This window comes from Pseudomonas salicis, assembly GCF_057128705.1.
The window spans coordinates 598730-611133 of the sequence record NZ_JBSKHU010000005.1; the positions used below are offsets into that span (position 1 = coordinate 598730).

The window sequence follows — 12404 nt, forward strand, 5'->3', positions numbered from 1 at the left end:
ACCGCTTCGCGAATGAGTTCGCTCCCACAGGAGAATGGCGATCCTCCCGTGAGAGCGAATGTGCCCGCAATTACATCGGTACGAATGTGCCCGTCAGGTTGGAACGCGATCCCCCTGTGGGAGCGAATTCATTCGCGATGACATCGGTACAAGCGCCGAAGATCCTCCGATTTACCCAATAACAAGAGAGCGCACGAAGATGAAATACGTCATTGGGGTCGACATCGGCACCCAGAGCACCAAGGCATTGCTGGTGGATGCTCAGGGCCGGATCGTCGCGCAGCACAGTCACGGCTACAAAGTCGATACGCCCAAACCGCGCTGGGCCGAGCAGTGGCCGCAGGTCTGGCTCGATGCGGTGGAAATCTGCGTCGCCGCCTGCATGACAAAAAGCGGCGTGCCGAAAGACAGCGTCAAATCCCTCTGCGTCAGCAGCCTGTATGGCGGCTCCGGCATCGCCGTCGATGCGCAGATCAAACCGCTTTACCCCTGCCTGATCTGGATGGACCGCCGCGCCGAAGAACAGGTTGCGTGGGTCAATCAGAATGTCGATCTCGAACGCCTCTACGCGATTACCGGCAACTCGGTGGACAGCTACTACGGCTTCACCAAAATGCTCTGGCTCAGAGACAAACAACCCCAAATCTGGGCCGACACCTGCTACCTGCTGCCGCCTAACAGCTACATCAATTACTGCCTCACGGGTGAAGTCGCGGTGGATCACAGCTCGGCGGGCAACATCGGCGGCGTCTACGACGTCGAAGCGCGAAGCTGGTCGGCGGAGATGCTCGACGCACTGGGTATTCCTCAGTCGATGATGCCCGAACGCCTCGTGCATTCCGGTGACGTGGTCGGTGACCTGCTGCCGGAATGGGCCGAACGTCTGGGCCTGCAAGCCGCCATCCCGTTGCTCGGCGGCGGCGTCGATGCAGCGATGGCGACCTTCGCGGCGGGCGTCACCCAAGCGGGCAACCACGTCGCCATGATCGGCACCAGCATGTGCTGGGGCTACCTCAACCAGCAGGTCGATGCGCGCCATGGTCTGGTGAGTTTTCCCCACGTCTTCAACGGCGCGAAAGACCTCTACATCTTTGGCGGCGCGATCACGGCAGGGGCTTCGGTCAGCTGGTTTCGCGAGCAGTTCTGCCAAGCCGAAGAACAGCAGGGCCGCGAGACCGGCGAGGACAGCCACGCCATCCTCGAACGTGCCGCGACGAAGATTCCCGCAGGCAGCGACGGCGTGCTGTTCCAGCCTTATCTGATGGGCGAGCGCAGCCCGGTATGGGACCCGAAAGCCAGCGGCAGCTTCGTCGGCCTGACCCTGTTCCACAGCCGCATTCATCTCTATCGCGCAGTGCTCGAAGGCGTGACCTTCGCGTTGCGGCACAACATCGAGGCGGGCACCAAAGGCGCGCAATCGCTGGACCCGCAGCTGATCGTGGTCGGCGGCGCGAGCCATTCGGACCTGTGGATGCAGATCATCGCCGACGTCACCAACTTCCCGGTCTACACCATCGTGCAGGAGGTCGAAGCTGCCCTCGGCGCGGCGCTTCTGGCTGCCCACGCGGTGGGGTTGGTGGACGACGCGCAAGTGCACAAAGGCTGGGTTCAACTGGAACGTCGCGCCGAACCGCAGGCGGAAAACGTCGCGCTGTACTCGCGGCTTTTCGCCGATTACGTGGCGCTGTACCCGGCGCTCAAACCGATCATGCATCGCCTTCAGGGAGCGTGAATGTGAACACCGCACAGTTTGATTTCAGCGGCCAGCGCGTGCTGGTGACCGGCGCCACCAGCGGCATCGGTCGCGAGGTCGCGCAGCAACTCTTGGCCAGTGGCGCCGAGGTGTATGCCTTGGGGCGCGACGCGACGGCGTTGCTGGACATGGCCGATCAGGGCTGCCACGTGTTGCGAGTGGATGTGGCAGACCATGCACTGCTGGCCTCGCTGCTTGCGGAGTTGCCGGTGATGAACGGGCTGGTCAACTGCGCGGGCATTTCCATCCTCGAAGCGGCGACCGAGGTCAGCGCAGCGGCCTTCGATCAGGTCATGGCGGTTAATGTGCGGGCGTCGGCGATGGTGGCCGGAAGCGTGGCCAAGGCGATGATTGGCGAGGGTGTGAAAGGCAGCATCGTCAACGTGTCGAGCCAGGCGTCATTGGTGGCGTTGGACGATCACCTGAGTTACTGCGCCTCCAAAGGCGCGATGGACGCCATGACCCGTGTGCAGTGCGGCGAGTGGGGCAGGCACGGGATTCGGGTCAACAGCGTCAACCCGACCGTGACCCTCACGCCGATGGCGCAAATGGCCTGGAGCGAGCCGAGCAAGCGTGACCCGGCCCTGGCCGCGATTCCGTTGGGGCGGTTTGCTGAAACGGCGGAAGTGGCGGCACCGATCCTGTTTCTGTTGAGTGATGCGGCGTCGATGATCAGTGGGGTGTCGTTGCCCATTGATGGGGGGTATACCAGCCGGTAGACGTTTTGACCCGATTGGGAGGCCGGATGCTGATCCTGTGGGAGCGAATTCATTCGCGAGACGGGTGTACAGCCGATACATCTGCGTCGGATGTACTGGCCTGTCGCGAATGAATTCGCTCCTACAGGTTTTGTGTTCGGCATAGTTTGGCGGGGAAACTCAGCCCGCCGCGCCATTCTCCAATTCCCCGACAATCACCACCTTCGCCTTCGGCAAGAACCGATCCTGAATCCGCTCCAACAGCAGCTTCACTGCACCGCTCCCGGCCCGCGACGCATCGTGAGCGATACAGGCAATCGGAATGCCGAAAATGTCCGCGAAGGGCAGCCGGTCGATGCCGCAGATGGGCAGGCTGTCGTGGGCGATGCCGCGATCTCGCAACGCACGCATGGCGCCGAGGGTGATCAACTGGTTGAAGCCGAAAATCGCATCTGGCGCGGCGTGTGTGCTGAGGTAATCCAGAGTGCTCCGGTGCGACGGCTCAAGGGTGTAATCGCCCGTGAACACATCCAGCTGCACGTCTTTGCCACTCTCGGCCAGCGCCGCTTTCACGCCCTTCAAACGTTCTTCGGAAATCCGCGAATGAGCAGGGCCCGTCAGCACCAGCAACCGTTGTAATTCCGGGCTCTTCGCCAATAGATAGCGCGCGCCTTTCAGGCCGCTGTGGAAGTTATCCAGCACCACATGGCTGAACGGGCTGCCATGCAGTGCGCGGTCCAGTTGCACCACCGGAATGTCGCCGTTGCTCAAACGGCTCAGGTATTGAGGCTGGTATTCGGGCTCGTCCGACACCGGTGACAACACGATGCCCGCCACGCGATAACTGAGCAGCGTGTCCACCGCCTTGCGCTCCAGCTCTTCCGAGCCATCGGTGTCCACCAGCATGATCGTGTAGCCGTGCTTCTTCGCCTCGCGGGAAATGGCCTTGATCATCTCGCTGTAAAACGGGTTGTCCACCGACGCCGTGATCACGCCGATGATCATGCTTTCGCTGCGTTTCAGGCTGCGGGCGAAGGCGTTGGGCACGTAGTCAAGCTCGTGGGCGACTTCGAGGATGCGTGCCAGCGTGGCGGGCTTCACCAGATCGGGTTTGTTCAGCGCACGGGACACGGTGACCGGGGTCATGTTCACGCGGCGGGCAATGTCGGAAATGGTGACAGGGGTCTTTTTGCTCATGAACTTCGGGCAGCCTTGGATCGGGACAACACGCGGGTGACGTCGGCAGTGTCTGATTGCGCAAGGCTAGCACGATGAGGGGCGGCAGAGGTCACACGACTGGAAGGAATGTTATCGTTTTCATCGCTGGCCTGACCGGTTCATCCGGACTGTTGGCCGCATCACGATGCTTTCCTGAGGGAAAGCTTTTCGACGTTTTGTATGCAATCTGTCCATAATGTGTGTCCGTTTCTTTCGATTGGAGGGTTCATGACCTCGCCCGCATCGCCGTCTTCCCGTGACTTCTTCATCGCCGCTGCGGCCTTGTTGATCACCATGGTCGGCACTACGCTGCCTACCCCGCTGTACGCGATCTATCAGGAACGTTTGGGGTTCGATGCGAGTTGGTTGACGATCATTTTTTCGATCTACGCCGCCGGTGTGATCGCGGCCTTGTTGGCCGTGGGGAGTTGGTCCGATCAGTTGGGGCGTCGGCCGCTGCTGTTTGCCGGGCTGTGCATGGGGGCGATCAGTGCGCTGATTTTTCTGTTTTCCGACTCGATTGGCGGGCTGCTGATCGGGCGCCTGTTTTCGGGTTTTTCAGCGGGAATCATGACCGGCACCGCGACGGTTGCCGTGATCGAGCTGGCGCCGAAAACCTGGAAAAACGCCACGCTCATGGCGACGGCGGCCAACATGCTGGGTCTGGGACTCGGGCCGATGCTGGCGGGCTTCACGTCGCAGCACCTGGCTGATCCGCTGCATCTGATTTTCTATGTCCACCTTGCGTTGTTGCTACTGGCAACACTCGGCATCGCGCTGATTCGGGAAACGGTACAGCGTCCCCCGCAACGCCGATTGACCATCCAGAAACCCTCGGTTCCGGCCTCGGTGCGCGGGGTGTTCATCTCGGCGTCGATTGCCGGGTTGGCGGGTTTCAGCGTGGCCGGGCTGTTCACCAGCATGGTGCCGTCGGTGATGATCCACATCATGGGTATCCACGGTGGTTTGCTGATTGGTGCGGTGAGTGGGCTGTTTTTCGTGGCGTCGATCATCGGTCAGGCATCGCTGCAGTGGCTCCCCAAACCGTCGCCCATGACGCTGGGCTGTGTGGGTCTGATCCTGGGGATGATCTGCCTGGGACTCGGCATCGCCACGGCGCAGGTGCTGCTGTTGGTGGGCGCGGGTCTGTTTGCGGGCATTGGGCAGGGCATGATCCTGCGTGCGGGCATGGGCGCCGTGACGGCCAGCAGCCCGCCGCATCAGAAGGCCGCAGTGACGTCGGCGTTTTTCGTGGTGCTGTACATCTCGATTTCCGTGCCGGTGGTCGGCGTCGGGTTCAGCGTGCGGGCGTTTGGCTTGCCCCATGTCGGCGAGTTTTTCGCGTCGCTTGTGGCGTTGGTGGCCGTGGTCGCGATGATCTGCATGAAGCGTGTGCAGGCCCGCCAGACCGCTGTGGCCTCCCTTGGAGGGTGAGCGATGGGCGTTAAAGTTGGCCTGATCTCAGACACCCACGGGCTGCTGCGGCCTCGAGCGTTGGAGGCGTTGCAGGGGTGCGACTACCTGATTCATGGCGGCGACATCGGCAAGCCGGAGATTCTTGAGGCATTGAGGAAGATCGCGCCGCTGACCGTCGTGCGAGGCAACAACGACACCGACGACGCTTGGGCTGCGGACGTACCGTTCGAGGCGGTGCTGCGGATTGGCGACGTCGGGATTTACGTCACCCACATCCTCGCCGACGTGCCTGAAACGCTGCCGCCGGACATCCGGGTCGTCGTCACCGGCCACTCCCACAAGCCGCTGCAACAGCTGCGTCACGGTGTGCTGTTCATCAACCCCGGCAGCGCAGGGCCTCGGCGCTTCAAATTGCCGATAACGGTCGGCGTGTTGCACATCGACGGGCTTGAGGTGCGCGGGGAGTTGATTGAGCTGGATTTGGGCCAGTGAAAAATGAAACCTGTGGGAGCGAATTCATTCGCGAGACGTGTGTACAGCCGATAAATCTGCGTCGGATGTACTGGCCTATCGCGAATAAATTCGCGCCTACAGGGAAATCACTCAGATGATGAACCCCAGCCCGCCTTCAATCACTTCGCAATCGGGTCCAACCCACTCGCCTTGATCGCGGGTGCAGCCGCCGACGAACTCAGAAACTCCAGAAACTGCCTGGCCTGTTCCGGGTGTTTGCTTTTGGCGACCACGCCCGCGGAGTAAAGGGTCATCTGCTGCGCTTGATCGGGGATCAGGCCGATGATGTCGATGCCGTCCACCGGCTTCAATTCGCTCAGTTGCTGGAAGCCGATTTCCGCGTCGCCGCGTGCGACCACTTCACCCACCGGTTCGGCCGGGATCATGCGGCTCTTGCTTTGAATGCGGTCAGCGATATGCATCTGATTGAACAGCACGCGGGACAGGTAAACGCCACTGGCGCTGTCGGAATAAGCGATGCTCTTGGCGTCTAGCAGGGTCTGCTTGAAGGCTTCCATGGTGCTGATGTCAGGGTGCGGCGCGCCATGTTTCACGGCCATGGCGATGTAGGATTTGCCCAGGTCCACGCGGCTTTTCGGATCGACCTGGCCATCTTTAATGAGCTTGTCCAGCGCAGCGCCCACCATCAGCACCACGTCGGCGGGTTCCTGGCGAGCGAGGCGGTTCGGGATGGCCTGTGGGGTCGCGCCCATCGACGGCGCGACCTCGCCTTGCAATTTCACGCCCACGCGTTGTTCGTAGTCCGGGGTGACAGCTTTGAAGGCGCCCATGATGCCGCCGGAGCTGAGAATGGTCAGTTGGACAGGGGCCGGAGGGGTGGCCGCCTGGACGAAAGCCGCTGGAATAAAAGTGACGGCGGCGCTCAACAGATAAGGCAGAATTTTTTTCATGAAAATGAACCTGACAGTTTGAAAAGTGGCTCTGACGAAATAAAAGCAGCGCGGGCAGTATGTGGCAATTGTGCGATGAGTAAATCCCTTTGTTGCGATCACCGTTTCACAGACGGCATTTTCGGGCGCAGGTTCATTCGCCCGAGACGGGCTGAAAAACGCTGCTTCGCCGCGTTTAAGCTCAAGAAACCACGGGCCAGGCCGATGCTGAGGACGATCCCCTTCATCTCTCTGGAAGTTCGTCTTTCATGTTCAATAAACGTCTGAAGCAAGAGTTGGCCGCGCTGCGTGAAGAACTTTCATCGGTGGAGCAGGTGAGGAGCAGTCTGGACAGCGAAATGCTGTGCATGCGCCTGGACGCGCAGGGTCGTATCGAGTCCGTCAATAACAACTTTGAAAAGGAAATGCATTACCGCAGCGCTGATCTTGTCGGGCGTTCCATCGAAGAGTTGGCCCCCGCTCACGTCAAAAGCCTTGATATCTTTCAGCGCGTGAAATCCGCCATCAGCCGAGGCGAGCATTTCAGCGGCGCCTTGCGTCTGCTGCGTGGCAATGGCCAAGAAGCCTGGCTGCGTTCGATCGTGCAACCCGTACGCGATGGCAGTGGAAAGGTGGCGTATTTCACGATCCACTCCAAAGATCTGACGCGCACCATCGAAAACTCCCGCGAGCACGAAAACCTGATCGAAGCGCTGCAGCGCTCCACCGCCGTGATCGAGTTCAACCTGAATGGCGAAGTGCTTGCCGCCAACGAGCGTTTCCTGGGTTCGATGGGCTACTCGCTCACGCAGATCCAGGGTCAGCACCACCGCATCTTTTGCGACCCCCAAGAATCCAGCTCTCCGGAATACCAGACATTCTGGGACAAACTGCGCCGTGGCGAATTCGTCACCGGTCGTTTCAAACGCGTGGACAGCCGGGGGCGTGAAGTCTGGCTCGAAGCGTCGTACAACCCGATCACCGACGCCCATGATCGCCTGTACAAAGTGGTGAAATTCGCCACGGTCATCACCGATCAGGTCAACCGGGAAAATGCGGTGGCCGAAGCCGCCAACATTGCCTTCAGCACCTCGCAGCAAACGGACAGCAGCGCGCAGAAAGGCGCAGCGGTGGTTCAGCAGACGGTTGAAGTCATGCGAGAGCTGGCCGGACACATGGAACAGGCCGCTGATCGCATCTCGGCGCTGGACAAGCAATCCCAACTGATCGGCTCCATCATCCAGGCCATCAGCAGCATCGCCGACCAGACCAACCTGCTCGCCCTCAACGCTGCCATTGAGGCGGCCCGGGCCGGCGAACAAGGCCGTGGGTTTGCCGTGGTCGCCGACGAAGTCCGCCAGTTGGCCTCGCGCACCAGCAAAGCCACCGAAGAAATCGTCGGTGTGGTGAAGCAGAACCAGGTACTGGCTGAACAGGCCGTCAACGTGATCATCAGCGGTAAGCAACAAGCGCAGCAGGGCCTGGAGCTGGCAGGTGAGGCCGGGTCGGTGATCGTGGAGATTCAAGACGGTGCGCAACGGGTGGTGAGCGCGGTGGGGCAGTTTGCCAATCAACTGTCGAGCTGATTCGTCAAAACGGTTAAAGCGCTGCCGTTTTTATTAGAAATCGGCGTTTCGTCTTTAAAATCGTTAAAAAGCCGCGTCGGATGCGTACATCCGACGCGGCTTTTGGGCTCAGACGCGGAAATGGCTGACCAGCATTTGCAGCTGATTGCCCAGTCGGGCCAGTTCGACGCTGGACGCGGCGGTTTCTTCGCTGGCAGCGGCGGTCTGTTCGGACACGTCGCGGACGTTGAGAATGCTGCGGCTGATTTCTTCAGCGACCGAGCTTTGCTGTTCGGCAGCGGCGGCGATCTGCTGGTTCATCGCCTGAATGCTGGACACCGTCTGGGTAATGCTTTCCAGCGACGAGCCTGCCTTGCGGGTCAAGGTGACGCTGCTGTCCGTGAGTCCACGGCTGCTGAGCATAATGTCCGACACCTGACGGGTACCGCTTTGCAGGGCGGCGACCAGGCTTTCGATTTCTTCGGTCGACTGTTGCGTACGCTGTGCCAGGCCGCGCACTTCGTCTGCCACGACCGCGAAACCACGACCGGCCTCACCCGCGCGTGCGGCTTCGATGGCCGCATTGAGGGCCAGCAAGTTCGTCTGTTCCGCCACGGACTTGATCACGTCCATCACTTTGCCGATCTTGTCGCTTTCCTGCTCCAGTACGCCCATGGCGTCGGAGGAACGAATCACTTCGTTGGCGAGTTTTTCGATCTGGGCGATGGCTTCGCCCACGACTTTGTCGCCGTCACGGGCTTGCTTGTCAGCATCCGAAGCAGCGACAGACGCCTGTTCGGCGTTGCGCGCGACCTCGTGCACGGTGGCCGACATCTCATGCATGGCAGTGGCCACCTGATCGGTCTCGACCTTTTGGCTGTTGACCCCGGCGCTGGTCTGCTCCGTCACCGCCGACAGCTCTTCGGCCGCGCTGGCGATCTGGGTGACGCTGTCGCGAATGCCGCCAATCAGGTCACGCAGGGTGGTGCCCATCCGTTGAATCCCGGTTTGCAGCACACCCAGTTCATCACGGCGAGTCACTGTCAGCGTATGGGTCAGGTCGCCGGAGGCAATGCGATCGACCACGGCTAATGTTTCCTGGAGCGGTCGGGTGATCTGGCGGGTGATGATCAGCGCCGCCAGTGCACCGAAGATCAGGGCGAGCAAGGTGCCGCCAATCTGCAGCGTGCGAGCCTGTTGGGTGTCCGCCGCGCCAAGCGAGGTTTGCAGATCAACCAACTGCTGGCTCAGTTTGACGATGGCTGCGCCTTCATCGGTCATTTCTGCCCGCGTCGAGTTGATGGTGTCGTTCGCCACCTTGAAGCCCTGTACCGAGCTGCGATAGCCGATCAACGCGCTTTCGAGCTGTTTCAGGCGATCGCCCTGAGTCGCGCCGAACGTGGCGTTGAGCTGATCCAGCCCGCTGATTGCAGCATTCAGTTGGCGTGCAGCGGCGTCTTCGGTTTTGGCGGTGGGGTTGCCGGTGTAGCCGCGCACTTCGTAGCGCACCAGCATGACGTCTTCTTTGGCTTTGATCGCTGCCTGGTACTGAGCAAAGCGGCGTTCGTCGGTCGGATCGAGCTTCATCACGTCATCGTTGATGGCGGCGATCAGCTCTGCGGCCTTCACCGCATCGGTTCCCATGTCAGCGCGGACTTTGGCGCTGGTCTTGTACGCCTCGCGCATTTTGCTGAATGACGCGTCGTAGGCACGAATCTGCTCGCCCAGCGCCTTGATCGGCGGGACGTTCAGCGGATTGACGAACGTGCTTTGCAAAAATTGTTGCTGCGCTTTGAAGGCGTCAAGAGCGGTCTGCACGTTCTGCGCCACGGCTTCGTCGCCATTGCTCAGCATGTATTGCAGACGCGTGATGCGCATGTCGGTCAGTTTGTTGTTGAGCTTCATGATGTCGGCAACGCGATCGCTGCGGAAGGTCATGTTGCCCAGGCTGGTCCAGCCGATGAGGGCGAGCAAGGCAGTAAAAACAAGCACGATGCCGAACCCTAAGGCCAGCTTTTTATTAACGCTGATATTCGCGAACCAGCTCTTCATCTCAATTCTCCACAGTCCATTTTTCGAGTCGTCAGCTGGAGAATTGTTGTTATGGAGCCCAGCGAAACAGTCAGGTGCAAGGTTTCATCGGCCGAAAGCCGGAAATCTGAAACGGATGCGGGGAGATTGAAGGTAATTTCCTACACAGATAGGTAAAAAAACTACGGTTCAGAGGGGGGGCTGGAAAGATTAAGCCCGGCAGAAGCCGGGCTGGGGAGGGCAGTGCGGCTATCAGCTCAGGCGATTGGCACCTACACGGTCAGCGCCGTCAGCAGCGATGCGACCCAGTTGAGTTTTTTCTGAGCCATTCTCGGCGACGCGGTTGGCACCTACACGGTCAGCGCCGTCAGCAGCGATGCGGCCCAGTTGAGTTTTTTCTGAGCCATTCTCAGCGACGCGGTTGGCGCCTACACGGTCAGCGCCGTCAGCAGCGATGCGACCCAGTTGAGTTTTTTCGGAACCGTTCTCAGCGACGCGATTGGCACCTACGCGGTCGGCGCCGTCAGCAGCGATGCGACCCAGCTGAGTTTTTTCGGAGCCATTCTCAGCGACGCGGTTGGCGCCTACACGGTCAGCGCCGTCGGCGGCAACGCGATTGATGTGAGTATGGGACGAGCCGTTTTCAGCGACGATTGGCGCGTTGATGTGTTTGGCGGCCGGCAATGCGAAAGCGCCAGTTGCCAGTACGGAGAAGGCCAGACCAAGGATCAGTTTGTTGGTTTTCATGAGGGTTGCTCCAATTCGTCTAAGTGGTAACTCGGTATGGAGGCAATGTTACGCGGCGCGGGATTATTAAGAAGTCAATACGATTGGTAGCGATCATCGCCGGTATTGATAGTTGGGGTATGACCATCCCCGAAAGCTAATGGGCCATCTTTAGAGGAACGCAGCTACGTCACTGGTAGAGCCATTTTATTGGCGTTTTCAGACCATTCCTTCTGAGTGTGACCGGTAAGTCATTGCTGCCGAACGCTGGCGTCAACATTCCCTCGTTCGGGTGTATCAGGCATGAAATATTTCAACTGTTGAGAGCGCAGCGGAAAACATACCGTGTTCTGGCTCCAACCTCGGTCGACGGGGGCGGGATTTCTCCAACCAGAACGGAAGTAGCGTTATGAAACCTGTTCAGCGATTCACCACACTCGACAGTTTCAGGGGGATCTGCGCGCTGCTGGTCGTGTTCTTCCACCTGCACGTTGTCGACACCTTCATTCAATTGCCCTTCTTCCGACGTGATGAGGTTCTGCTCAATTTCTTCTTTGTCCTCAGTGGGTTCGTTCTTGCTCACACCTATGGCATGAAGCCAAACCTCTCATTCAAGTCCTTCGTCATTTCGCGGGTCTTTCGCCTCTACCCGCTGCACTTGTTCATGCTCGCGTTCTTCATTCTTTTCGAAACGGCGCGCTGGATCGCTTATCACCAAGGTTTTGGCCTGAACAACAAGCCGTTCACCGGGACATTCGCGCTGGATGAGATCCTGCCCAACCTCCTGCTGGTTCAAGCATGGACGAGCTACACCGAAACCATGTCGTTCAACTACCCCTCCTGGACGATCAGCATCGAGTTCTACATCTACATGCTGTTCGGGGCGCTGTGCATGTTCTCCATGCGTAATCGCTTTTTGCTGTTTGCCAGCGTTTCGGTGGTCGCCTTTATCCTGATCTTTTCGGAAAACGCGCCGTTGGTCGATCGCGCGATGCTCGGGTTGTCGTGCTTCTTCGCAGGCAATATCACGTACTTGGTGTACTTGCTGATTCGCGATAAATGGTCCCTCAAACCGTGGCTGGTGACGGTGTTGGAATGCGCCATGATGTACGCCACGTACTGGATCGTGATGAACGACTTCGACAATCGCTCACCCATCGGGAGTCTGGCGTTCTGCGTGTTGGTGCTGCTGTTCGCGTTCGAAGGCGGGCAGGTGTCAGCGCTGCTGAAAACCGGTGTTTTCGTGCTGCTCGGCAAACTGTCGTACTCGATCTACATGACCCACGCAGCCGTCATTTTCTTGCTGTCGACGGTCTTCATCATTGGCCAGAAACTGACCGGTTTCGAGATGGCGCCGATGATCGCGGGGCAGCGCTTCATGGACACGGGGTCGATGTTGGCGAACAACCTCTTTGTGGTGGGCGTGACGGTGCTGACCGTGGTGGTGGCGGGCTTCGCTCACAACTACATCGAAATGAAGGGCTACGAACTGGGCAAGCGGGTGTTGGGCAAACCTGCGGCCAAGGCGCCGGTGGACAAGCCGGAGTCGGCGAACGGACTCAAGCCGCAGATTGATCGGGTGGCGTGATTTCTT

The 12404-nt window shown here is 59.7% G+C and carries 8 protein-coding genes and 4 pseudogenes; 7 read left to right on the forward strand and 5 right to left on the reverse strand.

Annotated features, from left to right (window positions below; all coding sequences use genetic code 11):
* Positions 1 to 199: 199 nt before the first annotated feature.
* A complete protein-coding gene (locus tag ACWKWE_RS21090) occupies positions 200 to 1732 on the forward strand; it encodes an FGGY-family carbohydrate kinase (protein WP_483851591.1) in 1533 nt (510 codons plus the stop codon).
* A gap of 2 nt (positions 1733 to 1734) precedes the next feature.
* Entirely contained in the window at positions 1735 to 2472 is a 738-nt protein-coding gene (locus tag ACWKWE_RS21095) for an SDR family oxidoreductase (protein ID WP_341959934.1), read from the forward strand.
* A gap of 159 nt (positions 2473 to 2631) precedes the next feature.
* Here ACWKWE_RS21095 and ACWKWE_RS21100 read toward each other — a convergent pair whose 3' ends face one another.
* A complete protein-coding gene (locus tag ACWKWE_RS21100; protein ID WP_483851592.1) occupies positions 2632 to 3648 on the reverse strand; it encodes a LacI family DNA-binding transcriptional regulator in 1017 nt (338 codons plus the stop codon).
* A 249-nt stretch (positions 3649 to 3897) separates the two neighbouring features.
* Here ACWKWE_RS21100 and ACWKWE_RS21105 point away from each other — a divergent pair, with 249 nt between their 5' ends.
* Complete coding sequence (locus ACWKWE_RS21105) at positions 3898 to 5103, forward strand: MFS transporter (RefSeq protein WP_483851593.1); 1206 nt, start codon at positions 3898 to 3900, stop codon at positions 5101 to 5103.
* Positions 5104 to 5106: 3 nt separating this feature from the next.
* Positions 5107 to 5577 (forward strand): metallophosphoesterase family protein, encoded by a 471-nt coding sequence (locus ACWKWE_RS21110; protein WP_483851594.1) that lies wholly within the window; start codon positions 5107 to 5109, stop codon positions 5575 to 5577.
* A 140-nt stretch (positions 5578 to 5717) separates the two neighbouring features.
* On the opposite strand, the gene ACWKWE_RS21115 is transcribed toward ACWKWE_RS21110, so the two are convergent.
* Positions 5718 to 6509 (reverse strand): substrate-binding domain-containing protein, encoded by a 792-nt coding sequence (locus ACWKWE_RS21115; protein WP_166597029.1) that lies wholly within the window; start codon positions 6507 to 6509, stop codon positions 5718 to 5720.
* 347 nt (positions 6510 to 6856) lie between these two features.
* Here ACWKWE_RS21115 and ACWKWE_RS21120 point away from each other — a divergent pair.
* Positions 6857 to 7534: pseudogene (locus tag ACWKWE_RS21120) on the forward strand (PAS domain-containing protein); the annotation flags it as partial.
* A gap of 105 nt (positions 7535 to 7639) precedes the next feature.
* Positions 7640 to 8074, forward strand: a pseudogene (locus ACWKWE_RS21125) (methyl-accepting chemotaxis protein); the annotation flags it as partial.
* 200 nt (positions 8075 to 8274) lie between these two features.
* Here ACWKWE_RS21125 and ACWKWE_RS21130 read toward each other — a convergent pair.
* From ACWKWE_RS21130 to ACWKWE_RS21140, 3 genes and pseudogenes are all read right to left on the reverse strand, one after another.
* A pseudogene (locus ACWKWE_RS21130) lies at positions 8275 to 9046 on the reverse strand (methyl-accepting chemotaxis protein); the annotation flags it as partial.
* A 39-nt stretch (positions 9047 to 9085) separates the two neighbouring features.
* Positions 9086 to 10105, reverse strand: a pseudogene (locus ACWKWE_RS21135) (methyl-accepting chemotaxis protein); the annotation flags it as partial.
* 231 nt (positions 10106 to 10336) lie between these two features.
* Complete coding sequence (locus ACWKWE_RS21140) at positions 10337 to 10831, reverse strand: phage infection protein (RefSeq protein WP_166597026.1); 495 nt, start codon at positions 10829 to 10831, stop codon at positions 10337 to 10339.
* A gap of 388 nt (positions 10832 to 11219) precedes the next feature.
* Between ACWKWE_RS21140 and ACWKWE_RS21145 the strand changes: the two genes are divergently transcribed.
* Positions 11220 to 12398, forward strand: a complete 1179-nt coding sequence (locus ACWKWE_RS21145) for an acyltransferase family protein (protein WP_166597025.1) — start codon at positions 11220 to 11222, stop codon at positions 12396 to 12398.
* Positions 12399 to 12404: the final 6 nt, after the last annotated feature.

What these genes read in the sequence shown, in the direction of transcription:
- ACWKWE_RS21090 (WP_483851591.1), top strand. Translation starts at nt 200, where the DNA reads ATGAAATACGTCATTGGGGTCGACATCGGCACCCAGAGCACCAAGGCA.
- ACWKWE_RS21100 (WP_483851592.1), bottom strand. Translation starts at nt 3,648, where the DNA reads ATGAGCAAAAAGACCCCTGTCACCATTTCCGACATTGCCCGCCGCGTG.
- ACWKWE_RS21105 (WP_483851593.1), top strand. Translation starts at nt 3,898, where the DNA reads ATGACCTCGCCCGCATCGCCGTCTTCCCGTGACTTCTTCATCGCCGCT.
- ACWKWE_RS21110 (WP_483851594.1), top strand. Translation starts at nt 5,107, where the DNA reads ATGGGCGTTAAAGTTGGCCTGATCTCAGACACCCACGGGCTGCTGCGG.
- ACWKWE_RS21115 (WP_166597029.1), bottom strand. Translation starts at nt 6,509, where the DNA reads ATGAAAAAAATTCTGCCTTATCTGTTGAGCGCCGCCGTCACTTTTATT.
- ACWKWE_RS21140 (WP_166597026.1), bottom strand. Translation starts at nt 10,831, where the DNA reads ATGAAAACCAACAAACTGATCCTTGGTCTGGCCTTCTCCGTACTGGCA.
- ACWKWE_RS21145 (WP_166597025.1), top strand. Translation starts at nt 11,220, where the DNA reads ATGAAACCTGTTCAGCGATTCACCACACTCGACAGTTTCAGGGGGATC.